The 24,414-nt window shown below is 65.1% G+C and carries 16 protein-coding genes; 12 read left to right on the top strand and 4 right to left on the bottom strand.

What is annotated here, in order from left to right:
- Nucleotides 1–17 precede the first annotated feature (17 nt).
- The 6 genes from rluB to truB all read left to right on the top strand — a co-directional run bounded on the left by rluB (nucleotide 18) and on the right by truB (nucleotide 8,929).
- Entirely contained in the window at nucleotides 18–1,832 is a 1,815-nt protein-coding gene (rluB, locus tag E1956_RS09215; RefSeq protein ID WP_134748318.1) for a 23S rRNA pseudouridine(2605) synthase RluB, read from the top strand.
- 443 nt (nucleotides 1,833–2,275) lie between these two features.
- Nucleotides 2,276–2,734, top strand: coding sequence for a ribosome maturation factor RimP (gene rimP / locus E1956_RS09220; protein WP_028216619.1), 459 nt, complete (start codon nucleotides 2,276–2,278; stop codon nucleotides 2,732–2,734).
- Nucleotides 2,731–4,206: a transcription termination factor NusA gene (gene nusA, locus E1956_RS09225; RefSeq protein WP_028216620.1), complete on the top strand. Its 1,476-nt coding sequence runs from the start codon at nucleotides 2,731–2,733 to the stop codon at nucleotides 4,204–4,206. The genes rimP and nusA overlap by 4 nt, the downstream gene beginning before the upstream one ends.
- A gap of 164 nt (nucleotides 4,207–4,370) precedes the next feature.
- Nucleotides 4,371–7,331 (top strand): translation initiation factor IF-2, encoded by a 2,961-nt coding sequence (gene infB / locus E1956_RS09230; RefSeq protein ID WP_134748319.1) that lies wholly within the window; start codon nucleotides 4,371–4,373, stop codon nucleotides 7,329–7,331.
- A gap of 172 nt (nucleotides 7,332–7,503) precedes the next feature.
- On the top strand, nucleotides 7,504–7,893 hold the full coding sequence (gene rbfA, locus E1956_RS09235) for a 30S ribosome-binding factor RbfA (RefSeq protein WP_028216622.1): 390 nt from the start codon (nucleotides 7,504–7,506) through the stop codon (nucleotides 7,891–7,893).
- Nucleotides 7,894–7,969: 76 nt separating this feature from the next.
- Complete coding sequence (truB, locus tag E1956_RS09240; RefSeq protein WP_134748320.1) at nucleotides 7,970–8,929, top strand: tRNA pseudouridine(55) synthase TruB; 960 nt, start codon at nucleotides 7,970–7,972, stop codon at nucleotides 8,927–8,929.
- Nucleotides 8,930–9,075: 146 nt separating this feature from the next.
- Here the strand turns inward: truB and E1956_RS09245 are convergent, their stop codons facing one another.
- The 4 genes from E1956_RS09245 to E1956_RS09260 form a co-directional block, all read right to left on the bottom strand.
- A complete protein-coding gene (locus E1956_RS09245) occupies nucleotides 9,076–10,641 on the bottom strand; it encodes a DHA2 family efflux MFS transporter permease subunit (protein ID WP_134748321.1) in 1,566 nt (521 codons plus the stop codon).
- 40 nt (nucleotides 10,642–10,681) lie between these two features.
- Nucleotides 10,682–11,923 carry an EmrA/EmrK family multidrug efflux transporter periplasmic adaptor subunit gene (locus E1956_RS09250; RefSeq protein ID WP_134748322.1) on the bottom strand — a complete coding sequence of 414 codons (1,242 nt, stop codon included), beginning with the start codon at nucleotides 11,921–11,923 and terminating at the stop codon, nucleotides 10,682–10,684.
- 47 nt (nucleotides 11,924–11,970) lie between these two features.
- A complete protein-coding gene (locus E1956_RS09255) occupies nucleotides 11,971–13,560 on the bottom strand; it encodes an efflux transporter outer membrane subunit (protein ID WP_134748323.1) in 1,590 nt (529 codons plus the stop codon).
- Between the two features lie 89 nt (nucleotides 13,561–13,649).
- Nucleotides 13,650–14,165, bottom strand: a complete 516-nt coding sequence (locus E1956_RS09260) for a MarR family winged helix-turn-helix transcriptional regulator (protein ID WP_134748324.1) — start codon at nucleotides 14,163–14,165, stop codon at nucleotides 13,650–13,652.
- 417 nt (nucleotides 14,166–14,582) lie between these two features.
- Between E1956_RS09260 and typA the strand changes: the two genes are divergently transcribed.
- From typA to E1956_RS09290, 6 genes are all read left to right on the top strand, one after another.
- A complete protein-coding gene (typA, locus tag E1956_RS09265) occupies nucleotides 14,583–16,409 on the top strand; it encodes a translational GTPase TypA (protein WP_134748325.1) in 1,827 nt (608 codons plus the stop codon).
- A 336-nt stretch (nucleotides 16,410–16,745) separates the two neighbouring features.
- Nucleotides 16,746–19,610 carry a 2-oxoglutarate dehydrogenase E1 component gene (locus tag E1956_RS09270; RefSeq protein WP_134748326.1) on the top strand — a complete coding sequence of 955 codons (2,865 nt, stop codon included), beginning with the start codon at nucleotides 16,746–16,748 and terminating at the stop codon, nucleotides 19,608–19,610.
- Between the two features lie 124 nt (nucleotides 19,611–19,734).
- Entirely contained in the window at nucleotides 19,735–21,003 is a 1,269-nt protein-coding gene (gene odhB, locus E1956_RS09275; RefSeq protein ID WP_134748327.1) for a 2-oxoglutarate dehydrogenase complex dihydrolipoyllysine-residue succinyltransferase, read from the top strand.
- A 125-nt stretch (nucleotides 21,004–21,128) separates the two neighbouring features.
- Complete coding sequence (gene lpdA / locus E1956_RS09280) at nucleotides 21,129–22,559, top strand: dihydrolipoyl dehydrogenase (RefSeq protein WP_134748328.1); 1,431 nt, start codon at nucleotides 21,129–21,131, stop codon at nucleotides 22,557–22,559.
- Nucleotides 22,560–22,670: 111 nt separating this feature from the next.
- Nucleotides 22,671–23,768, top strand: a complete 1,098-nt coding sequence (gene zapE / locus E1956_RS09285; protein ID WP_134748329.1) for a cell division protein ZapE — start codon at nucleotides 22,671–22,673, stop codon at nucleotides 23,766–23,768.
- Nucleotides 23,769–23,931: 163 nt separating this feature from the next.
- Entirely contained in the window at nucleotides 23,932–24,393 is a 462-nt protein-coding gene (locus E1956_RS09290; protein ID WP_028216717.1) for a transposase, read from the top strand.
- Nucleotides 24,394–24,414 lie beyond the last annotated feature (21 nt).

Consider the following 24,414-nt stretch of genomic DNA (forward strand, 5'->3'; position numbering starts at 1 on the left):
GACATTTCGAGGTTGTTTTGACTGATATCCACGACACCGATTCGACCGATGCGTCCGAATCCGCGCGTCGCACGTCTTCGGCGCGCGACGACGACACGCGCGCCGACCAGGGCGACGTCGCTGGCCAGCCGCAAGGCGAAGCCGGGGGCGAGGACCGTCCCCGCCGCGGTCTGCGCCGCGGTCCGCGCAGCCTGATCGCGCGCCGCCGCGCGGGCGCGAAGTCCAAGACCGGCGAAGGCGCCGCTGCGGCTGAGTCCGCGCCGGACGCCGCTGCGCCGGACGTGACTGAGACGCCGCCGGAGAGCGTCGCCGCCGCGCCGGCGCGCGCGCCGCGCAAGGACGCCGGCGCGAAGAAGGGCCGCCGCGAGCCGGCCGCTGCGGGGCAGGAAAAGCCCGCGCAAGCCGGCAAGCAGGGCAGGGGTGCCGCCGCCGGCAAGGGCGTCAAGGGCGGCAAGGGCCGCGCCGACACGCCCGCTGCCGCGACCGAAAACAACCAGGACGATCTGTTCCTGTACGTGACGTCGCCGGCCTTCGACGCCGATAACGGCACGGGCAGCGGCGTACGTGCGCCGATGCTGCGCCGTGGCCGCGTCCAGCAGGAGAAGCGCGTGCTGAGCCCGGACGACGATGCGCCGAAGCTGCACAAGGTGCTGGCCGACGCCGGCATGGGCTCGCGCCGCGACATGGAAGAGCTGATCATTGCGGGGCGTGTGTCGGTGAACGGCGAGCCTGCGCACATTGGCCAGCGCATCCTGCCGACCGACCAGGTCCGCATCAACGGCAAGCCGATCCGACGCAAGCTGCCGAACAAGCCGCCGCGTGTGCTGCTGTACCACAAGCCGACCGGCGAAATCGTGAGCCACGCGGACCCTGAAGGCCGCCCGTCGGTGTTCGACCGCCTGCCGTCGATGAAGACGGCGAAGTGGCTGGCCGTGGGCCGTCTCGACTTCAACACCGAAGGTCTCTTGATGCTGACGACCTCGGGTGACCTCGCGAACCGGTTCATGCACCCGCGCTACAGCGTGGAGCGCGAATACGCGGTGCGCGTGGTGGGCGAGCTCACCGAAGGCAATCGCCAGAAGCTGCTCAAGGGCGTCGAGCTCGACGACGGTCCGGCGAACTTCCTGCGCATCCGCGACGGCGGCGGCGAGGGCACGAATCACTGGTACCACGTCGCGCTGGCTGAAGGCCGCAACCGCGAAGTGCGCCGCATGTTCGAAGCGGTCGGCCTGATGGTGAGCCGCCTGATCCGCACGCGCCACGGCCCGATCGCGTTGCCCAAGGGCCTCAAGCGCGGCCGCTGGGAAGAGCTCGAGGACAACCAGGTGCGCAGCCTGATGGCGGCGGTCGGCCTGAAGGCGCCGGCCGAGGAGAAGGGTGGCCGCGGCAAGGAGCAGGAGCGCCGTCAGCCCGATCCGATGCAAACCTCGATGGGCTTCATCAACCGTGAGCCGGTGCTCAGTTCGCACGGTGCAATGGGCCAGGCGCGCCAGCCCCGTCAGGGGCAAGGCCAGGGCCGGCGCGGCACGGCACAGGGCGGCTTCGGCAGCTCGCTGGGCAATTTCGGCGGTGGCGGTGGTTTTGGTGGCGGCGCGGGCGGCAATCGCAGCAATCGCGGCAACCCCCGCAGCGGCACGCGTGAAGTCGACGGCAACCGCGCACCCAGCGCAGGTCCCAGCGCGGGCAAGCGTGCGGGCGGCAACGCGAACGGCAATCGCCGTGGGCCGGGCAGCAATGCCAACGCCGGCGCCAACCCGAACGGCAACCGTGGGCCGGGCGGCAACCGCACCGGCCAGCGCGGCACGCCACGCAACCGTACGCGCGGGCACTGAGAAGCCGCTCGCTGCTTTCCGGTGCAAACGGGTTTGCGCTGGAAAGCAGCATTGAAAATGCATAAATGTGCGCGAATGGGCCTAAACGCGCCGCACAATGCCGGGATTTCCCCCAGCACGCGGGGTTCGGCGCCAGCAGCGGTTTGCGTTAAAGCCAAAAAAAAGCTACAATCTCGGAGTCGCTGGGCGTGCGGCTTTTATTTGCGCCCCAGGTGCGACCACCTGGCTAAGTGAGAAGATGGGCGTTTCGCCCATTTTTTTTTGGTCCGCCCGATTGAGTGTTGCAGGTCAGTCTTGCAAAAACACCGTCGGCGCCGGACCCGGCCTGGATGGCCGTCATCGTGGGGCAAAGTGCAAGAGCGCGCGCTCACCTGGCGCGCGGCCCGCGAATCCTGAATCACGGAAGTTGCCGGCTCGCTGCGCGAACATCTGGAGCAGGCATTGTGCAACTGACGGAACTGATTGAAACCACGGTCACCGGGCTCGGTTACGAGCTGGTCGACCTCGAGCGCACCGGGCGCGGCATGCTGACCATCTACATCGATCAGCCCGCGGGTATCGCGATCGAGGACTGCGAGAAGGTCACGCGTCAGCTGCAGCACGTTCTGACGGTCGAGAACATCGACTACGAGCGCCTCGAAGTCTCGTCGCCCGGCCTCGACCGTCCGCTGAAGAAACTGGCGGACTTCGAACGCTTCGCGGGCTGCGAAGCGGTCATCACGTTGAAAAAGCCATTGGACGGACGGAAATCGTACCGCGGCATCGTGCATGCCCCGGAAGGCGAGACCATCGGTCTGGAATTCGAAGGGAAGGCGGGGCCTGCGATGCTCGATTTCACGCTCGCGGACATCGACAAAGCCCGCCTGATCCCCAAAGTTGACTTTAGGAGCCGCAAACAATGAGTCGCGAAGTGTTGATGCTGGTGGATGCGCTGGCACGCGAGAAGAATGTCGACAAGGACGTGGTGTTTGCCGCCCTTGAAGCGGCGCTTGCGTCAGCCTCCAAGAAACTCTTCGACGAAGATGCGGATATCCGCGTGCATATCGACCGCGACAGCGGCGAGCACGAAACGTATCGCCGTTGGCGCGTCGTGCCGGACGAGGCGGGCCTGCAGGAGCCGGACCAGGAAATCCTGCTGTTCGAAGCGCGCGAGCAAAAGCCGGACGCCGAGATCGACCAGTTCATCGAGCAGCCGGTGCCTTCGGTCGAGTTCGGCCGTATCGGCGCGCAGGCCGCCAAGCAGGTCATCCTGCAGAAGGTGCGCGACGCCGAGCGCGAGCAGATCCTGAACGACTTCCTCGAGCGCGGCGAAAGCATCATGACCGGCACGGTCAAGCGCATGGACAAGGGCAACTTCATCGTCGAGTCGGGCCGTGTCGAAGCGCTGCTGCGCCGCGACCAGCTGATTCCGAAGGAAAACCTGCGCGTGGGCGACCGCGTGCGTGCCTGGATCGGCAAGGTCGACCGCACCGCGCGCGGCCCGCAGATCGAGCTCTCGCGCACGGCGCCCGAGTTCCTGATGAAGCTCTTCGAGATGGAAGTGCCGGAAATCGAGCAAGGCCTTCTCGAGATCAAGGCCGCGGCGCGCGATCCGGGCGTGCGCGCCAAGATCGGCGTGGTGGCTTACGACAAGCGCATCGACCCGATCGGCACCTGCGTCGGCATCCGCGGCTCGCGCGTGCAGGCCGTGCGTAACGAGCTTGGTGGCGAAAACGTCGACATCGTGCTATGGTCGGAAGATCCCGCCCAGTTCGTGATCGGCGCGCTCGCGCCGGCTGCCGTGCAGTCGATCGTCGTCGACGAAGAAAAGCACGCGATGGACGTCGTGGTCGACGAGAGCGAGCTTGCGGTCGCCATCGGCCGCAGCGGCCAGAACGTGCGTCTTGCCAGCGAGCTGACCGGCTGGCAGATCAACATCATGACGCCGGACGAATCCGCGCAGAAGCAGAACCAGGAGCGCACGGTGCTGCGCGACCTGTTCATGGCGCGTCTCGATGTGGACGAGGAAGTCGCCGACATCTTGATCGACGAGGGCTTCACGAGCCTCGAAGAGATCGCCTACGTGCCGCTCAACGAAATGCTGGAAATCGAGGCGTTCGACGAGGACACCGTGCACGAGCTGCGCAACCGCGCACGCGACGCGTTGCTCACGCAGGCCATCGCGAACGAAGAGAAGGTGGAAAGCGCCGCGCTGGATCTGAAGAGCCTCGACGGCATGGACCCGGACCTGCTGGCGAAGCTGGCGCAACACGAGGTTCACACCCGCGACGAGCTCGCCGAGCTGGCCGTGGACGAGCTCACCGAAATGACGGGAATGGAAGAGGACGCCGCCAAGGCGTTGATCATGAAAGCGCGCGAGCACTGGTTCCAGTGACCTGGCAACAGGCATGGAACCCGGGCGCGACGAGCAGGAAGCGACCATGACCCACTGAACTTATCGCGGCCGCCCCGCTAGCCGGCAACACAGGCGCGGGGCACACGGTGCCGCATGAAACGATGTCAACCGCAAGGAATCGGTCCTTGCATTAAGAGGAATGAATGGCGAGTAACAACGTAGCCCAATTTGCCGCGGAACTGAAAATGCCGGCTGGCGTGCTGCTGGAGCAGCTGCAGGCGGCGGGCGTCACGAAAGCGAGCGAAGCCGACTCCTTGTCTGAAACGGACAAGGCGCGTCTGCTCGACCACTTGCGCAAGTCTCACGGCTCGACTGATGCAGACAAGCGCAAGATCACGCTGACGAAACGGCATACATCGGAAATCAAGCAATCCGATTCGACGGGTAAGGCTCGCACCATTCAGGTCGAGGTGCGCAAGAAGCGCACCTTCGTCCGCCGCGACGAGTCCGCCGAGCAGGCGGACGCATCGAATCATGCCGCCGACGCAGCCGCTGCCGCCGAAGAGGCGGAGCTGCAGCGCCGCGAAGAGGAAGCGCGCCGCGAGGCCGAGTTGCTCGAGCGTCAGGCTCAGGAGCTCCAGGAGCGCCAGGAGCGTCTCGCGCTTGAAGAAGCCGAGCGCCGTGCGCGCGAAGAGGCCGCCGAGGCCGAACGCCGCCGCGCCGAGGAAGAAGCCTCGCAGAAAAAGGCCGCAGCCGACGCCGCCGCGCGTGAGTTGGCCGCGCAGGCCGTAGCTGCGCAACGCAACGCTGAGAGCGAAGCGACGAAGGAAGTGAAGCAACAACAAGACCAGCAGGACGAGCAGCGCGCCGCAGCCGTGCGCGCCGCACAGCGCGAAGCGGCCCAGAAGGCCGAGGCTGCCGCGCGCGAGGCCGCCGAGAAGGCGCAGAAGGAACAGGAAGAGATCGCTCGCCGCCGCGCGGCGGCGGAAGCCGAAGCGCGCGCGATCCGCGAAATGATGAACACGCCGCGCAAGGCGCAGGTGAAGGCACCCGAGCCGCCCAAGCCGGTCGAGCCGCCCAAGCCCGCCGAAGCGAAGGGCACGCTGCATAAGCCGGCGCGTCCGGAAGGCGCGGCGGCACGTCCGGCAGCCGGCGGCGCGGGCGCGAAGAAGCCCGCCACCACGGCAGCGCCCTCGACGAGCGCACCGGGTGCCGGCGCGGGCGATCGCAACAAGAAGCCGGGCGCAGGCAAGGGCGGCTGGCAGGACGACGCAGCGAAGCGCCGCGGGATCAAGACGCGCGGCGACTCGTCGGGCGGCGTTGACCGCGGCTGGCGCGGCGGCCCGAAGGGCCGTGGCCGTCACCAGGACAACAGCTCGACGTTCCAGGCGCCGACCGAGCCGATCGTGCGTGAAGTGCACGTGCCGGAAACCATCACGGTGGCCGACCTCGCGCACAAGATGTCCGTGAAGGCCTCGGAAGTCATCAAGGTGATGATGAAGATGGGCCAGATGGTCACCATCAACCAGATGCTCGACCAGGAAACGGCGATGATCATCGTCGAGGAGCTCGGCCACCGTGCGGTTGCCGCGAAGCTCGACGATCCGGAAGCGCTGCTGGTCGAAGGCCAGTCCACGTCGACGGACGCCGAGCAACTGCCGCGTCCGCCGGTCGTCACGGTCATGGGTCACGTCGACCACGGCAAGACCTCGCTGCTCGACTACATCCGCCGCGCCAAGGTCGCAGCGGGCGAAGCGGGCGGCATTACGCAGCACATCGGCGCTTACCACGTCGAAACGCCGCGTGGCGTCATCACGTTCCTCGACACGCCGGGTCACGAGGCCTTCACGGCCATGCGTGCACGCGGTGCGAAGGCTACCGACATCGTCATTCTGGTGGTCGCGGCCGACGACGGCGTGATGCCGCAGACGAAGGAAGCGATCTCGCACGCGAAGGCTGCGGGCGTGCCGCTCGTCGTGGCGATCAACAAGATCGACAAGCCCGATGCGAACCCCGAGCGCGTGAAGCAGGAGCTCGTTGCTGAAGGCGTCGTGCCGGAAGAGTACGGTGGCGATTCGCCGTTCGTGCCGGTGTCGGCCAAGACCGGCGCAGGCATCGACGATCTGCTCGAAAACGTGCTGCTGCAAGCCGAAGTGCTGGAACTGACGGCACCGGTCGAAGCCCCGGCCAAGGGTCTCGTGATCGAAGCGAAGCTCGACAAGGGTAAGGGTCCGGTTGCGACCATTCTCGTGCAGTCGGGCACGCTCAACCGCGGCGACGTGGTGCTCGCAGGCACGGCCTATGGCCGCGTGCGCGCGATGCTCGACGAAACCGGCAAGCCCACGAAGGAAGCGGGTCCGTCGATTCCGGTCGAGATCCAGGGTCTCTCGGAAGTGCCGGGCGCCGGCGAAGAAGTCATCGTCCTGCCGGACGAGCGCAAGGCGCGCGAAATCGCGCTGTTCCGTCAAGGCAAGTTCCGCGACGTCAAGCTCGCGAAGCAGCAGGCCGCGAAGCTCGAAAACATGCTCGAGCAGATGGGCGAAGGCGAAGTGCAGAACCTGCCGCTTATCGTCAAGGCCGACGTGCAGGGCTCGCAGGAAGCGCTGGTTCACGCGCTCCTCAAGCTCTCGACGAGCGAAGTGCGCGTGCAGATCGTGCACGCCGCGGTGGGTGGCATCAGCGAAAGCGACGTCAACCTCGCGACGGCTTCGAAGGCGGTCATCATCGGCTTCAACACGCGTGCCGATGCACTGGCGCGCAAGCTGGCCGAGACCAACGGCGTGGACATCCGCTACTACAACATCATCTATGACGCAGTGGATGAGGTGAAGGCGGCGATGTCGGGCATGCTGGCGCCGGAAAAGCGCGAAGTCATCACCGGCATGGTCGAAGTGCGCCAGGTCTTCAAGGTGCCGAAGGTCGGCTCGGTGGCCGGCTGTATGGTCACGGACGGTATCGTCAAGCGTTCGTCGTCGGTGCGCGTGCTGCGCAACAACGTGGTCATCCACACCGGCGAGCTCGATTCGCTCAAGCGCTTCAAGGACGACGTCAAGGAAGTCAAGCAAGGCTTCGAGTGCGGTATGTCGATCAAGAACTTCAACGACATCGTCGAAGGCGACCAGTTCGAAGTGTTCGAGATCACCGAAGTCGCGCGTACGCTGTAATACAGCGGCGCACGCGGGCGGGTTTCAGACCGCTCGCGAGCTTAGCCGATAACGGGCGGGGCAGGCGCTGGCCAGCCCCGCCCGTTTTGTTTTTGCGCGGCGGTTCGTTCCTCGATGAACGAAATGGACGAATCGCCGCCTGAATGCCTCGTAGAAAAGAGGTGGAACCATCATGCCGAAAAAACGTACTTCCCCGAATCGCAACGCGCAGATCGCCGACCAGATCCAGCGCGATCTGTCCGAGTTGATGCGCGAAGTGAAAGATCCGCGCATCGGTCTCGTCACGATCCAGAGCGTGGAGCTCACGCCCGACTACGCGCACGCGAAGGTCTACTTCACGACCCTCACGGGAGACCCGAAGACCACCCAGGAAGCGCTCAATCACGCCGCGGGCCATCTGCACAATCTGCTGTTCAAGCGCCTGCACATCCACACCGTGCCGACGCTGCATTTCCACTACGACCAGTCGATCGAAAAGGGTGTTGAGATGTCGCGTCTCATCGACGAGGCGAACGCGACGCGTGCCAAGGACGACGACCAGGACGATCCGCAGGACGCCTGAGCCGCCACGCCAAACCGGCGCACGCGCAAGTTTCGTGCTGCACGCCGCCAGGCGCTGCGCGCGTCCGAACTCTGATATGACTGCTCCTTCCAAGACTCCTCAAGGCGCGCCCCGACCAAAGGTGCCGCGCCGCCTGCTCGACGGCGTGCTGCTGCTGGACAAGCCGCTTGGCTTATCCAGCAACGACGCGCTGATCCGCGCGAAACGCCTCTTTCGCGTGAAGAAGGCGGGCCATACCGGCACGCTCGATCCGCTCGCGACGGGCCTCTTGCCGCTGTGCTTCGGCGAGGCGACCAAGTTCTCGCAGGACTTGCTCGACGCCGACAAGACCTATGAGGCGACCCTGCGCCTCGGCATCCGCACCGCGACGGGCGACGCCGAAGGCGAAGCCATCGAGACGCGCGAAGTGCGTTGCGACGAAGCCGTCGTGCGCGAGGCGATGGCGAAGTTCGTCGGCGAGATCGTGCAGGTGCCGCCGATGTATTCGGCGCTCAAGCGCGACGGCAAGCCGCTCTACGAATACGCACGCGCGGGCCAGACGGTCGAGCGCGAAGGGCGCCAGGTGACGATCCTCGCACTGGAGATGATTGCTTGCGCGTTGCCCGACGTGACGTTTCGCGTCACCTGCAGCAAGGGCACCTATGTGCGGACGCTGGCCGAGGACATCGGCGAGGCGCTCGGCTGCGGCGCGCATCTCGTGATGCTGCGGCGCACGGGCGTGGGCGCGCTCACGCTCGAGCACGCCGTGACGCTGGACGCGCTCACGGCCGCCGACGAGCCTGCGCGTGACGCATGGCTGCAGCCCGTGGACGCGCTGCTTTCCACGTTTCCCGCCGTGACGCTGAACGTCGAGGCGGCGCGCCGGTTTACGCATGGCCAGCGCCTGCCGCTCAATGAGCTCGCGCTCGATCGCACGGCATGCGAAGCGGCCGATCGCGTGCGCGTCTATGGAGAAGAAGGGCGCTTGCTCGGCGTGGCGAAGGCGGGCAATGGCGTGCTCGCGCCGGAGCGGCTGGTGGTGAGCGGCTCGGCTTGATTCGCGTTGCGCGCCTCGCAAGAGATTACGCGCTAGAGACGAAAAAAATGGCACGCCGGTGTTGAACCGGACGTGCCATTTTTATTGGTGTGGCTTGAGCGAGGGGATGCGCTATTGCACGCGCAATAGCGTCAACGCAGCCTCACTCAATGCGCCGCCGAAGCCGCCGCGCCCGCGTCGGCGCTGCTCGTGCGCTCGGGGCGCGTGATCCAGATCAGCCCGATCAGCACGATAAAGATCGCCGAGGAAATCCAGAACAGGTCGTTCACACCAAGCTGCGCCGCCTGCTGCGTGACCATGCGGTCGAACATGCCATGCGCCTGCGAGGGATCGAGCCCGGTCGCGTTCTGCATCTGCTGCATCGACTGATTGAAGATCGGGTTGGTCGGCGTGGCTTGCTCGGTGAGGCGCGCGTGGTGGAACGTCGTGCGATGGTCCCACGCCGTCTCGAAGATCGAGGTGCCGATGCCGCCGCACATGATCCGCACGAAGTTCGACAGACCCGAAGCCGCCGGAATGCGGTTGCCCGGCAGGCCCGAAAGCGTGATCGAGACGAGCGGGATGAACAGGCCCGCCATGCCGATCCCCTGGATCAAGGTGGGCACCGTGAGCGCCCAGGTATCCACGCCGGTCGTGTACTGCGAACGCATCCAGAAGCACAGCGCGAACACCACGAACGCCGCCGTCGCGATATAGCGCGGGTCGGTGCGCGGCAGGATGCGGCCCGTGATCGGCGAGAGCATGATCGCGAAGAAGCCCACCGGCGCCATCACGATGCCCGCGTCGGTCGCGGTGTAGCCGAGCGTGGTTTGCAGCCACAACGGCAGCAGCACGAGATTGCCGAAGTAGAGGCCGTAGCCCACCGAGAGCGCGATCGTCGCGCCCGTGAAGTTGCGCCGCGCGAACAGCGACAGGTCGACCACCGGGTGATCGGCGGTCAGCTCCCAGATCACGAAGAACGCGAACGCAATGACTGCCGTGAGCGCGAGCACGACGATGGTGGTGGAGGCGAACCAGTCGAGGTCCTTGCCTTTGTCGAGCATGATCTGCAGCGAGCCGACCCAGACGATCAGGAGACCCAGGCCCACGCCGTCGATGGGCGCCTTCTTGATGGCCGAATCGCGGTTGCGGAAGATCGTCCACGTGGCGAGCGCGGCCACGATGCCCACGGGGATGTTCACATAGAAGATCCACGGCCACGAGATGTTGTCCGAGATCCAGCCGCCGAGAATGGGGCCCGCCACCGGCGCGATCAGCGTGGTCATCGACCACATCGAGAGCGCGATGGGCGCCTTCGCGCGCGGATAGCTCGCGAGCAGCAGCGTTTGCGAGAGCGGGATCATCGGGCCCGCGACGGCGCCCTGCAGCACGCGCGAGGCGAGCAGGAAGGGCAGCGTGGGCGCGAGGCCGCACAGCCACGACGAGATCACGAACAGGATGATCGACGCCATGAACAGGCGCACCTGGCCGACGCGCTCGGTGAGCCAGCCCGTGAGCGGCACGGAGATCGCGTTGGCGACCGCGAACGAGGTGATGACCCACGTGCCCTGATCGGAGGCGACGCCGAGGTCGCCCGAGATCGACGGGATCGACACGTTCGCGATCGAGGTGTCCAGCACGTTCATGAACACCGCGAGCGACACCGCGATGGTGCCGATCACGAGTTGCGCGCCTTGCAACGGCGGATGGACTACGGGTTGTTGTGCTGCCATTGAGTGCTTCGTGGTTGACTTCCGGGTGGCGCGCGCGGGCTTACATCAGCTTGGCTGCGGGTTTCGCCGCGCCGGCACCGGTGGCGGCCGACGAAACCTGCGCCTTGGCCGCATTCTGGCCTGCGTTTTCCACGATGATGCGGGCGATTTCCGCATCGGCTTCGTCGCCGTACTTCGCGAACACGTCAGTCTGGTAAACCGTGTTCGGCGCGTTGCCGAGCTGGCTGCCCGTATCGTTCTTGATGTTCACGTCCACTTGCATCGAGAGGCCGATGCGCAGCGGATGCTTCTCCAGCTCTTGCGGATCGAGCGAGATGCGCACTGGCAGGCGCTGCACCACCTTGATCCAGTTACCCGTGGCGTTCTGCGCGGGCAACAGCGAGAAGGCCGAGCCCGTGCCCGCCGAGAAGCCCACCACCTTGCCGTGAAAGACCACCGACGAGCCGTACACGTCCGCCGTCATCTCGACCGGCTGGCCGATGCTCATGTGCTTGAGCTGCACTTCCTTGAAGTTGGCGTCCACCCACACGGCGTTCAGCGGCACCACCGACATGAGCGGCGTGCCCGGCGAGACGCGCTGGCCCACCTGCACCGAGCGCTTGGCCACATAGCCGGTCACCGGCGCGGGCAGCGTGTTGCGCGCGTTGGCGAGATAGGCGTCGCGCACCTTGGCCGCGGCGGCCATCACGTTCGGGTGATTGGCGATGGTGGTGTTCGCGGTGAGCGCGCGGTTCGCGGCGAGCTGCTGCTGCGCGGCTTCGAGCGCGGCATCGGCGCTCTTCACGGCGTCGCGGGCGTGCGAGATTTCTTCCTGCGAGACGGCGCCCGTCTGCGCGACCTCCATGCGGCGCCGCAGGTCGTCCTGGGCGCGCGAGAGGTCGGACTGACGTTGGGCGACTTGCGCCTGGTACTGGCTGTCGTCGGCGAAGAGGCCGCGCACCTGGCGCACCGTCTGGCCGAGATTCGCCTCGGCCTGTTGCAGCGCGATGCGCGAGTCGGCGGGGTCGAGCAAGACGAGCGGGTCGCCGATCTTCACGGTCTGCGTGTCGTCGGCGTTCACGGCGATCACCGTGCCGGTCACCTGCGGCGTGATCTGCACGACGTTGCCGTTCACGTAGGCGTCGTCGGTGCTCTCGGTGAAGCGCGCGACGAGGAAGTAGTAGAGGCCGTAGGCAATGGCTGCAATCACGATCACGAGCACAAGCAGCGTCATCATGCGCTTGCGCTTGCCGTTGGTCGCGTTCGGCTGCGGATTGGCCGCCGGTTGCTGGGGGGTGCTCATGGAAGGATCTCCGGGTTCGTGCGTGCTGTTCGTTCGAGTGTTGGTGTTCAGTTCGCGGCCGTGGCGGCGCTCGCGGACGAGGCCGCCGACGGCGCGGGCGGCACGGTCCACGGCGCGTCGCGCCACGGGCCGCCGTTCACGTCGCTCTGGCCCTTCGAGTCGCTGCCGATCTCGACCGGCGGTGCGAGAGCTGCGTCGTGCGCGTCGAAGCCGCCGCCGAGCGCCGTGATGAGCGCCATCTGCTGGTCGCGGCGCTGCATCTTGAGGTTCGAGACGGTTTGTTCCGCGGCGAGACGGTTCTGGTCGGCGTTGAGCACCTGGAGCTGTTCCGAGAGCCCCGCCTTGTAGCGGATCACAGCGAGCTGGTACGCCTTGGTCGAGGCGTCGAGCGCGCGCTGGGCGTCCACGAGCTGCTGGTCCGCCGAGCGGATCGACGAGACCTGCGTGGCCACTTCCTGGAACGCGTTGATGAGCGTCTGGTTGTAGTTCGCCACATCGAGGTCGAAGTCGGCATAGCGGCCCTTCAACTGCGCGCGCAGCGCGCCCGCGTCGAAGATCGGCAGATGCACGGCCGGGCCGAAGTTCATCTGGCGGCTCGAGAAGGTGAGGAATTTGCCCCAGCCGAATGCATCGAGGCCGGCGGCGGCCGCAAGGTTCACGTCCGGATAGAACTCGGCCTTGGCTTCCTTCACGTCGTGCATCGCGGCCTCGACCTGCCAGCGCGCGGCGACGATATCCGGGCGGCGCGCCACGAGGTCGGCGGGCAGGTTGCCGGGCAGGGCCACCTTGGCGACCGGGTTGAGCACCGGCTGCGCGATCTGCAGGCCGCGGTCCGGGCCCTTGCCGAGCAGCGCGCCCAGCTGATAGCGCACGCTCTGGATCTGCCCGTCGAGCTGCGTGAGGTTGGCCTGGCTCGTCGCGATGTTGCCGTTCGCGGTCTGGCGCTCGACATTGGTGTCGAGGCCCGCCACCACGCGGCCGTCGGTGATCGTGCCGATGGTCTTGCGGTTGTCGATCTCGCGTGCGGCGATGTCGCGCAGCGCGTAGAGCTGGGCGAGCTGGTTGTAGGTGCGCGCGACCGATGAGGCGAGCGTGATGCGCGCCTGCTGCATGTCGGCCTGGGCGGCGCGCTGCTGTGAGACGGCCTGGGCGAGGCGCTGGCGGTTCTTGCCCCAAAGGTCCAGATCCCACGAAGCGCTCGCGAGGACGTTGTTCTCGCTATACCAGCTGCCGCCGTAAGGCGGCGGGAAGATGGTGTTTTCCGTGTAGATCTCGCGGGTCCACGAATAGCTCGCGTTGGCCTTCGGGTAGAGCCCCGCTTTCGACGTCTCGATATACGACGACGCCTTGGCGATACGCGCCTGCGCCTGTGCGATGGTGGGGCTGCCCTCGAGCGCCTCGTCGATCAGCTTGGGCAACTGCGGGTCGCCGAACTGCTGCGCCCAGTCGAGCGTCGGCCATTGGCCGCCCTCGGCCGGAATGCTCTGCGAGGTCTCGAACTGTTGCGGTTGCGCGATGGTCTTGTCGCTCTTGACGCCGAAGTAGTTCGCGCAGCCCGCGAGCGCGAGCGCCGCCACCGCGGCGGCGACGGCTCCCCGGCAGGAGAGCGCTGGCGCAAACTGGGTTTGAGGTTTCATTGCTCGTCTCATGGCGTGAGAAGGTGAGGTAATACTGGACGTTGCAGCTATTTTTGTTTGCAGCGATCTCGAATTTGCTTGCCGCGTCATCAATTGGCCGGCGGGTTTTGCCCCGCACCCGTGCCCGAATTCTGGATAGCTTCGCAGCTATTGGAGAGAACGCGCCGCAACATGCTCTTCAGGAAGCCGATCTCCTCGGGCGTGAGGCCCTGGAAGAGCTGATCCGTCACGCTCGTGAAGATCGCCGGCATGCGCGCGGCGATGGCCTCGCCCTCGGGCGTGAGCGCAAGGCGCACGGCGCGGCGGTCCTCGGAGCTGCGCACGCGCTTGAGGAGGCCGCGTTTTTCGAGCCGGTCGACGAGGCGCGTCACCGCGCTCGCGTCGATGCCGTACTCGCGCGCGAGCTCCGCCGCGAGCACGCACTTGCCGCTCGCCACCATGAACAGCACGCTGGCTTGCTGGCTCGTCACGCCGAGCTCGGCGACGGTGCGCTGGGTGATCAGGTTCGACATCGTCGATCTCACCCGCGAAATGAGGTAGCCCGCGCTTTCGCCGAAGTCGTAATCGCGGACTTCAGGAGGCACTGTGGGAGTCGGATCCGTCATGTTTCTGCTGCGACTGCAATGATTGACCAGGCAGCAATTATAGGGTCGGTTAGTTGACGCGGCAAGGGTTTATTGTGGAGAGGCGAAGAAACCTTTGCCGGGTAAGGTCTTAATTAGGCCCGGATGCGCGTGAGAAAATCGCCCCCGGCGGGGCGCCCAGCCACAAGCGGCTGGGCGAGTCCAGGAGGAAGGCTGCGACCAGGGCGCCCACTTGAGCCCTTTCACGCGCCCTGGGTATGAGCACGATCAATTCATCCTCACGTGCTATAATTTCAGGTTCCCAAAAGTGCGTCATCGCAGCGATGCTGAACTGGTCCGCCGGCAGAAACTCCCGGACGGATCGAGGCGGCGGCCGCGTGTCCGAGCCGGGCCTGCCAGCAGGGCATGCGCGGCGCACTCAACTGTACCCAGGTTCCTATGTCCCGCGCCCTTCGCAACATCGCCATCATTGCCCACGTCGACCACGGCAAGACCACGCTCGTCGACCAACTGCTGCGCCAGTCCGGCACCTTCCGCGACAACCAGCAGATCGCCGAACGCGTCATGGACTCGAACGACATCGAAAAAGAGCGCGGGATCACGATTCTCGCGAAGAACTGCGCGGTCGAGTACGAAGGCACCCACATCAACATCGTCGACACCCCGGGCCACGCCGACTTCGGCGGCGAAGTGGAACGCGTGCTCTCGATGGTCGACTCGGTGCTGCTGCTCGTCGACGCCGTGGAAGGCCCGATGCCGCAAACGCGCTTCGTCACGAAGAAGGCGCTCGCGCTCGGCCTGAAGCCGATCGTCGTCGTCAACAAGATCGACCGCCCGGGTGCGCGTATCGACTGGGTCATCAACCAGACCTTCGATCTGTTCGACAAGCTCGGCGCGACCGAAGAGCAGCTCGACTTCCCGGTCGTCTACGCCTCGGGCCTGAACGGCTACGCGTCGCTCTCCGCCGATGCGCGCGAAGGCGACATGCGCCCGCTGTTCGAAGCGATCCTCGAACACGTGCCGGTGCGCGACGCCGACCCGGAAGGTCCGCTCCAGCTGCAGATCACGTCGCTCGACTACTCGACCTACGTTGGCCGTATCGGCGTGGGCCGCATCAAGCGCGGCCGCATCAAGCCGGGTCAGCCGGTCGCGCTGCGCTTCGGTCCGGAAGGCGACGTGATGAACCGCAAGATCAACCAGGTGCTGTCGTTCAGCGGCCTCGAGCGCGTGCAGGTCGAATCGGCCGAAGCCGGCGACATCGTGCTGATCAACGGCATTGAAGACATCGGCATCGGCGCCACGATCTGCGCGGTCGACACCCCCGAAGCGCTGCCGATGATCACGGTGGACGAGCCGACGCTCACGATGAACTTCCTCGTGAACTCCTCGCCGCTCGCGGGCAAGGAAGGCAAGTTCGTGACGAGCCGCCAGATCCGCGACCGTCTCACGAAGGAACTGAACCACAACGTCGCGCTGCGCGTGAAGGACACCGGCGACGAAACCACGTTCGAAGTGTCGGGCCGTGGCGAGCTGCACCTCACGATCCTGATCGAAAACATGCGCCGCGAAGGCTACGAGCTGGCCGTGTCGCGTCCGCGCGTGGTGCTGCACGAAGTCGACGGCGTGAAGCAGGAGCCGTACGAAATGCTGACCGTGGACGTCGAAGACAGCCACCAGGGCGGCGTGATGGAAGAGCTGGGCCGCCGCAAGGGCGAAATGCTCGACATGGCTTCGGACAGCCGCGGCCGCACGCGTCTGGAGTACCGCATTCCGGCGCGTGGCCTGATCGGCTTCCAGGGCGAGTTCATGACGCTCACGCGCGGCACGGGCCTCATGAGCCACGTGTTCGACGCCTACGGCCCGATCAAGGAAGGCACGCTCGGCGAGCGCCGCAACGGCGTGCTGATCTCGCAGGACGACGGCGCCGCCGTCGCCTACGCGCTGTGGAAGCTGCAGGACCGCGGCCGCATGTTCGTGAAGCCGGGCGACGCGCTCTATGAAGGCATGATCATCGGCATTCACAGCCGCGACAACGACCTCGTCGTGAACCCGATCAAGGGCAAGCAGCTCACCAACGTGCGCGCCTCGGGCACCGACGAAGCCGTGCGCCTCGTGCCGCCGATCCAGATGTCGCTCGAGTACGCAGTGGAATTCATCGACGACGACGAGCTCGTGGAAGTCACGCCGCAGTCGATCCGCCTGCGCAAGCGCCATCTGAAAGAGCACGAGCGTCGCCGCGCGAGCCGCGAAGGCGCTGCCGAGTAAGCGCAGTCATTGATTTTTTGCGCACTGCAATGCAAGTAAGGAGCCAGGAAAGCCGCCTCTATGTGGGCGGCTTTTTTGCATCCGGCGGCAATTGCGTTGCAGTGCAAGAAGAGTGCGTTGCAAACGCCGCAAAGGCCCGTCTGCAAAGGGTTTGCGTGTGCGCTTGTGCCACATTGCAATCTATGGGGAGTATCACTTCTGTGATATCCTCCGCGGATGCATGATTTAGGTCCTTCCAAGCAGACTTGATTCGCAATCCGCTAAACGGTCAGGCCGTGGCGCGGAAGGTTGAGTAACCCGCTATTTCTCGAGAAACTCGAAGAAAGGTGAGCGTAAATGTCGGAAACGATGAAGCAGTTTCAGCTGAACTCCTACCTGTTCGGCGGCAATGCTCCGTATGTCGAAGAGCAATACGAAGCATATCTTGATAACCCTGCGTCCGTACCGGACACCTGGCGTGAATACTTCGACGCACTGCAAAACGTGCCGTCGTCGAGCGGCACGACCGACAACGACATCGCCCATGGGCCGATCGTCGAGTCGTTTGCCCAGCGCGCCAAGGCCAATGCGTTCATCCCGCGCGGCGGTGGCGAAGATCTCGCCACGGCGCGCAAGCAAGTTTACGTTCAGTCCCTGATTGGTGCTTATCGATTCCTTGGCTCGCAATGGGCCAATCTCGATCCGCTCAAGCGCCGCGAACGTCCGAACATCCCCGAGCTCGAGCCCGCGTTCTACGACTTCACCGAAGCCGACATGGACGAGACGTTCAGCGCCACGAACCTGTATTTCGGTTTCGAGCGCGCGTCGCTGCGCGAGATCGTCAAGGCGCTGCGCGACACGTACTGCGGCACGATCGGCGCCGAGTACATGTACATCAGCGATCCTGAGCAAAAGCGCTGGTGGAAGGAGCGTCTCGAGTCGATTCGCTCGACGCCGAACTTCTCGAACGACAAGAAGAAGCACATCCTGCAGCGCCTGACGGCCGCCGAAGGTCTCGAGCGCTTCCTGCACACCAAGTACGTCGGCCAGAAGCGCTTCTCGCTCGAAGGCGGCGAGTCCTTCATCGCCGCGATGGACGAAGTCGTTCGTCACGCGGGCGCGAAGGGCGTGCAGGAAATCATCATCGGCATGGCCCACCGTGGCCGCCTGAATGTGCTCGTGAACACGCTCGGCAAGATGCCGTCGGACCTGTTTGCCGAATTCGAAGGCAAGCACGTGGACGACCTGCCGGCCGGCGATGTGAAGTACCACAAGGGCTTCTCGTCGGACGTGGCGACCGAAGGCGGTCCGGTCCACCTCTCGCTCGCGTTCAACCCGTCGCACCTCGAAATCGTCAACCCGGTGGTCGAGGGTTCGGCGAAGGCCCGTATGGACCGCCGCGGCGACGACAACGGCCTGCAAGTGCTGCCGGTGCAGATTCACGGCGACGCGGCCTTCGCTGGCCAGGGTGTCGTGATGGAAACGCTGAACCTCGCGCAAACGCGTGGTTACGGCACGCACGGCACGCTGCACGTCGTCATCAACAACCAGATCGGCTTCACGACCTCGGACCCGCGCGACGCACGCTCGACGCTGTACTGTACCGACGTCGTCAAGATGATCGAGGCGCCCGTTCTGCACGTGAACGGCGACGATCCGGAAGCGGTCGTGCTGGCGATCCAGCTCGCGGTTGAATTCCGCATGCAGTTCCACAAGGATGTCGTGGTCGACATCATCTGCTTCCGCAAGCTCGGCCACAACGAGCAGGACACCCCGGCGGTGACGCAGCCGCTGATGTACAAGACCATCGCGAAGCACCCGGGCACCCGTGCGCTGTACGCCGAGAAGCTCGTGCAGCAGGGCGTGATCACGGCTGAAGACGGCGACAACTACGTCAAGGCCTACCGCGCCGCGATGGACGAAGGCCACCACACGGTCGACCCCGTGCTCTCGAACTACAAGAGCAAGTACGCGGTGGACTGGGTGCCGTTCCTGAACCGCAAGTGGACCGACGCCGCCGACACGGCCGTGCCGCTCGCCGAGCTCAAGCGTCTGGCCGAGCGCATCACCACGATCCCCGAGAACTTCAAGGTTCACCCGCTGGTCGAGCGCGTCATTAACGACCGCCGCGCGATGGGCAAGGGCGAAGCGAAGCTCGACTGGGGCATGGGCGAGCACCTCGCGTTCGCGTCGCTGGTCGCCTCGGGCTACTCGGTCCGTCTGACGGGCCAGGACTCGGGCCGCGGCACGTTCACGCACCGTCACGCCGTTCTGCACGACCAGAACCGCGAGCGCTGGAACGACGGCACCTACATCCCGCTGCAGAACATCGGCGAGAACCAGGCGCAGTTCACGGTGATCGACTCGGTGCTCTCCGAAGAAGCGGTGCTCGGCTTCGAGTACGGCTATTCGACGGCTGAGCCGAACACGCTCGTCGCGTGGGAAGGCCAGTTCGGCGACTTCGTGAACGGCGCGCAGGTCGTGATCGACCAGTTCATCTCGTCGGGCGAAGTGAAGTGGGGCCGTGTTTCGGGTCTCACGATGCTGCTGCCGCACGGCTATGAAGGCCAGGGTCCGGAGCACTCGTCGGCGCGTATCGAGCGTTTCCTGCAACTGTGCGCCGAGCACAACATGCAGGTCGTTCAGCCGACCACGCCGGCACAGATCTTCCACGTGCTGCGCCGCCAGATGATCCGCCTGTTCCGCAAGCCGCTCATCATCTTCACGCCGAAGTCGCTGCTGCGCCACAAGGAAGCTGTGTCGGATCTGTCCGAACTCGCGAAGGGCACGTTCCAGCCGGTCATCGGTGAAGTGGACGACGCCATCGACGCGAAGAAGGTCAAGCGCGTGGTCGCCTGCTCGGGCCGCGTGTACTACGACCTCGTCGCGCATCGCCGCGAATCGAAGTCGAACGACGTCGCGATCATCCGTATCGAACAGCTCTATCCGTTCGCGCACAAGCAGTTCGAAGCGGAAATGAAGAAGTACGACAACGCGACCGAAGTGGTCTGGGTGCAGGACGAGCCGCAGAATCAGGGCCCGTGGTTCTACATCGAGCACCATCTGAAGGAAGGCATGAAGGAAGGACAGAAGCTCGCCTACAGCGGCCGTCCCGCTTCCGCCTCGCCGGCCGTCGGCTACTACGCGAAGCACTACGAGCAGCAGAAGTCGCTGATCGAAGGTGCGTTCGGCCGCCTGAAGGGCGCGCAACTCGCGAAGTAAGCACACATAGAGCGAATCGAACCGGGAAAGCGCGACTCATGGATCACGCGCTTTCCCGCGCTCACGTGCGCGACCCGGTTCGTCATATGGGGAAAGTCCCCGGACAAGTATTCAGGAAAATCACATGGCTATCGTAGAAGTCAAGGTCCCTCAGTTTTCGGAGTCGGTGTCGGAAGGCACGATGCTGCAGTGGAAGAAGAAGCCGGGCGAAGCAGTTGCCCAGGACGAAGTCGTCATCGAGATCGAAACCGATAAGGTCGTGCTCGAAGTGCCCGCGCCGGCTGCCGGCGTGCTGGCCGAGATCCTCGTGGGCGACGGCGCAACCGTCACGAGCGAACAGCTGATCGCGAAGATCGACACGGAAGCCAAGGCTGGCGCCGTTGCCGCTCCCGCCGCTGCTGCCGCACCGGCTGCAGCCGCAGCTCCTGCAGCCGCACCGGCCGCTGCCGCATCGACGGGCAGCAGCACGGTCGCATCGCCCGCCGCTTCGAAGCTGATGGCGGAGCAAGGCCTGTCGGGCGGCGACGTCGCCGGCACGGGCCGCGACGGCCGCATCACGAAGCAGGACGTGCTCGGCGCCGGCGCACCGAAGGCCGCTCCCGCCGCCGCACCGGCTGCGAAGCCGGCCGCCGCCGCGAAGCCCTCGCTGCCGCAAGTCAACGCACCGGCATCGGCTGCCAACTGGCTCAACAACCGTCCGGAACAGCGCGTGCCGATGTCGCGCCTGCGTGCGCGTATCGCCGAGCGTCTGCTCGAGTCGCAGCAAACCAACGCCATCCTCACGACGTTCAACGAAGTGAACATGGCGCCGGTCATGGACCTGCGCAACAAGTACAAGGACAAGTTCGAGAAGGAACACGGCGTGAAGCTCGGCTTCATGTCGTTCTTCGTGAAGGCTGCGGTTCACGCCCTCAAGAAGTTCCCGCTCGTCAACGCGTCGATCGACGGCAACGACATCGTCTATCACGGCTACTTCGACATCGGTATCGCTGTCGGCTCGCCGCGCGGTCTGGTGGTGCCCATCCTGCGCAACGCAGACCAGATGAGCCTCGCCGACATCGAGAAGAAGATCGCCGAATTCGGCCAGAAGGCCAAGGACGGCAAGCTGTCGATCGAGGAAATGACGGGCGGCACGTTCTCGATCTCGAACGGCGGTGTGTTCGGCTCGATGCTCTCGACCCCGATCATCAACCCGCCGCAGTCGGCGATCCTCGGCGTGCACGCGACGAAGGAACGCGCGGTGGTCGAGAACGGCCAGATCGTGATCCGTCCGATGAACTACCTCGCGATGTCGTATGACCACCGCATCATCGACGGCCGCGAAGCCGTCCTGTCGCTGGTCGCGATGAAGGACGCGCTGGAAGATCCGGCTCGCCTGCTGCTCGACCTGTAATTCGCGTTGTAGCGCGAGCCGGGGCTCACGTCCTGCTCGCGCATCCAGTCTCACACTGAGCGTCGCGCGCGCGGATTCCGGAAGCCGGACTCCGCGCGTGGCGCTCACGTATCGAAAGGATGACCATGTCCAAAGAATTTGACGTCGTCGTGATCGGCGCCGGCCCTGGCGGCTATATCGCGGCGATCCGCGCCGCGCAGCTCGGCAAGTCGGTTGCCTGTATCGAAAAATGGAAGAACCCGGCCGGCACGCTGAAGCTCGGCGGCACCTGCCTGAACGTGGGCTGCATTCCGTCGAAGGCGCTGCTCGCCTCGTCGGAAGAGTTCGAAAGCGCGCAGCATCACCTGGCCGACCACGGCATCAACGTCGGCGACGTGTCGATCGACATCGCCAAGATGCTCGCCCGCAAGGACGGGATCGTCGAGAAGATGACCAAGGGCATCGAGTTCCTGTTCCGCAAGAACAAGATCACCTGGCTCAAGGGTCACGGCAAGTTCACGGGCAAGACCGACGCGGGCGTGCAGATCGAAGTGAGCGGCGAGGGCGAGACCGAAGTCGTCACGGCGAAGAACGTCATCATCGCAACGGGTTCGAAGGCTCGCCATCTGCCGGGCATGCCGGTCGACAACAAGATCATCGCCGACAACGAAGGCGCGCTCACGTTCGACGCGGTGCCGAAGAAGCTGGCTGTGATCGGCGCAGGCGTGATCGGCCTGGAGCTCGGCTCGGTGTGGCGCCGTCTTGGTGCCGAAGTCACGATCCTCGAAGCGCTGCCGGAATTCCTCGGCGCCGCTGACCAGTCGCTCGCGAAGGAAGCTGCAAAGCTCTTCAAGAAGCAGGGTCTCGACATTCACGTTGGCGTGAAGGTCGGCGAAGTGAAGGCGACGGACAAGAACGTCACGATCAACTACACGGACAAGGACGGCAACGCGCAAGTGCTCGAAGCCGACCGCCTGATCGTGTCGGTTGGCCGCGTGCCGAACACCGACAACCTCGGTCTCGAAGCCATTGGCCTGAAGGCCAACGAGCGCGGCTTCATCGACGTGGACGACCACTGCGCAACGGCGGTGCCGAACGTCTACGCGATCGGCGACGTGGTGCGCGGCCCGATGCTCGCGCACAAGGCCGAAGACGAAGGCGTGCTGGTGGCCGAGATCATCGACGGCCAGAAGCCGCACATCGACTACAACTGCATTCCGTGGGTGATCTACACCGAGCCGGAAATCGCATGGGTCGGCAAGACGGAGCAGCAGCTGAAGGCTGAAGGCCGTGACATCAAGACGGGCCAGTTCCCGTTCATGGCCAACGGCCGCGCGCTCGGCATCAACAAGGCCGACGGCTTCGTGAAGATGATCGCCGATGCCAAGACCGACGAACTGCTCGGCGTGCACATCATCTCGGCGAACGCATCGGACCTGATCGCGGAAGCCGTGGTGGCGATGGAATTCAAGGCTGCTGCCGAAGACATCGGCCGCATCTGCCATCCGCACCCGTCGCTGTCCGAAGTCATGCGCGAAGCGGCGCTCGCCACCGACAAGCGCGCGCTCAACATGTAATGCATCAGGGCAGGGCGGCCGTCTTCTGATGGCCGTTTTGCCTCGCAGCACCTTGGTACAGAGGCGGGTGGGCTTTTGCCCTCCCGCCTTTACTCGTTTGTGGTCCACGAAATGAACGTCACCGAATACTACGAAAACGAACTGCAGAAGCGAGGGTACAAACCCGACGCGGCCCAGCGTGCCGCCATCGACCGGCTGCAGCGGTGTTACGACGAATGGGCCGCATACAAGTCGCGTCGCTCGAATGCGTTCTGGAAGCTCATCAACCACCCGGACCTGCCGCGCGGCATCTATATGTGGGGCGGCGTAGGCCGCGGCAAGAGCTTCCTGATGGACAGCTTCTATGCGGTCGTGCCCCTGCAGCGCAAGACGCGTCTGCACTTTCACGAATTCATGCGCGAGGTGCACCGCGAGCTCGAAGAGCTCAAGGGCCAGGCCGACCCGCTCGACGAACTCGCGCGGCGCATCGCGAAGCGCTATCGCCTGATCTGCTTCGACGAATTCCACGTCTCCGACATCGCCGACGCGATGATTCTTTATCGTCTTTTGGATGGCCTGTTCAAGAACGGCGTGCAGTTCGTGATGACGTCCAACTACGATCCCGATTTGCTGTACCCCGATGGCCTGCATCGCGACCGCATGCTGCCCGCCATCGAGCTCATCAAGGAAAAGTTGGATGTCCTGAACGTCGACGCGGGCATCGACTATCGCCAGCGCACGCTCGCGCAGGTGGAGGTCTATCACACGCCGCTCGGCGCGGCCGCGGACAAGGCGCTGCGCCACTCGTTCGCGCAGCTCGCCGCGGTGCCCGACGAAAGCCCGTTGCTGCGGATCGAAAAGCGCGAGCTCAAGGCCCTGCGCAAGGCCGATGGCGTCGTGTGGTTCGACTTCGCCACGCTGTGCGGCGGCCCGCGCTCGCAGAACGACTATCTCGAGCTCGCGAGCCGTTTTCACGCGGTGATCCTCTCGGACGTGCCGCAGATGACGCCGCGCATGCAGTCCGAAGCGCGCCGCTTCACCTGGCTCATCGACGTTTTTTACGACCACAAGGTGAAGCTGCTCATGTCGGCGGCGGTGCCGCCGGACCAGCTTTACGTCGAAGGCCCGATGGCCAATGAATTCACGCGCACCGTTTCGCGCATCGTCGAGATGCAGTCGAAGGAATATCTCGAAACGCCGCGCCGCATCGTGGATACGTCGCTGACTTAAACGCACAGGCCTCCGGAGCCGGGTATCCGGGGCGCAAAACGCCGTCACGGCGTCGCAAAACCAGGCGCGAATCCGCTTTTTCAAGATTCGGACTCGTCTGATAGGGGCCGCAGGGTCAAGTCGATATCTTTAGTCAGGACAGGTTCTGACAAAGGAGTAGACCATGACCCCCCATCGCGATATTACCGAGGAAGAGTGGCAGCGCGTGATGCCGCTGCTGCCGGAATTGCGTCCGCGCTCGGAAATGCGCGGCCGTCCACTCGCCAACACCCGCTCGGTGCTCAACGGCGTCCTGTGGGTCATGTATAGCGGCGCCACGTGGTCGGCCATGCCGCGCCGTTACCCGTCCTATCAAACCTGCCACCGGCGCTTCAAAGCCTGGCATGACGAAGGGGTTCTCAAGCGCGTGATGGCCGAGCTCTTCGGCGAAGAAGGCGTCGCGCTGTGCGACACCATCGAAACGCGCATGCGCAAGCACCTGAGCCGTGCCGAAAAGGCCGCTGCGCGCGTTCAGGAAGGCGTGCCGGGCGTGCCGTCCGCGCCGCGCAATTCGCCGTTCAGCCCGGCCACGCCCGGTGTGCCGCAGCCGTTCAGCTATCGCTCGGTATACCGGCACACCGCTTGACGGGGCGAGCGCCCCGAGCGC

It is taken from the genome of Paraburkholderia pallida (assembly GCF_004524855.1).
GTDB classification, from domain to species: domain Bacteria; phylum Pseudomonadota; class Gammaproteobacteria; order Burkholderiales; family Burkholderiaceae; genus Paraburkholderia; species Paraburkholderia oxyphila.

Bases quoted from the DNA above. Each gene is read 5' to 3' on its own strand.
- E1956_RS09250 (WP_134748322.1), bottom strand. From the start codon at position 11,923: ATGAGCACCCCCCAGCAACCGGCGGCCAATCCGCAGCCGAACGCGACC.
- odhB (WP_134748327.1), top strand. From the start codon at position 19,735: ATGGCTATCGTAGAAGTCAAGGTCCCTCAGTTTTCGGAGTCGGTGTCG.
- E1956_RS09245 (WP_134748321.1), bottom strand. From the start codon at position 10,641: ATGGCAGCACAACAACCCGTAGTCCATCCGCCGTTGCAAGGCGCGCAA.
- typA (WP_134748325.1), top strand. From the start codon at position 14,583: ATGTCCCGCGCCCTTCGCAACATCGCCATCATTGCCCACGTCGACCAC.
- zapE (WP_134748329.1), top strand. From the start codon at position 22,671: ATGAACGTCACCGAATACTACGAAAACGAACTGCAGAAGCGAGGGTAC.
- nusA (WP_028216620.1), top strand. From the start codon at position 2,731: ATGAGTCGCGAAGTGTTGATGCTGGTGGATGCGCTGGCACGCGAGAAG.
- rbfA (WP_028216622.1), top strand. From the start codon at position 7,504: ATGCCGAAAAAACGTACTTCCCCGAATCGCAACGCGCAGATCGCCGAC.
- E1956_RS09290 (WP_028216717.1), top strand. From the start codon at position 23,932: ATGACCCCCCATCGCGATATTACCGAGGAAGAGTGGCAGCGCGTGATG.
- E1956_RS09255 (WP_134748323.1), bottom strand. From the start codon at position 13,560: ATGAAACCTCAAACCCAGTTTGCGCCAGCGCTCTCCTGCCGGGGAGCC.
- lpdA (WP_134748328.1), top strand. From the start codon at position 21,129: ATGTCCAAAGAATTTGACGTCGTCGTGATCGGCGCCGGCCCTGGCGGC.
- E1956_RS09270 (WP_134748326.1), top strand. From the start codon at position 16,746: ATGTCGGAAACGATGAAGCAGTTTCAGCTGAACTCCTACCTGTTCGGC.
- E1956_RS09260 (WP_134748324.1), bottom strand. From the start codon at position 14,165: ATGACGGATCCGACTCCCACAGTGCCTCCTGAAGTCCGCGATTACGAC.
- infB (WP_134748319.1), top strand. From the start codon at position 4,371: ATGGCGAGTAACAACGTAGCCCAATTTGCCGCGGAACTGAAAATGCCG.
- truB (WP_134748320.1), top strand. From the start codon at position 7,970: ATGACTGCTCCTTCCAAGACTCCTCAAGGCGCGCCCCGACCAAAGGTG.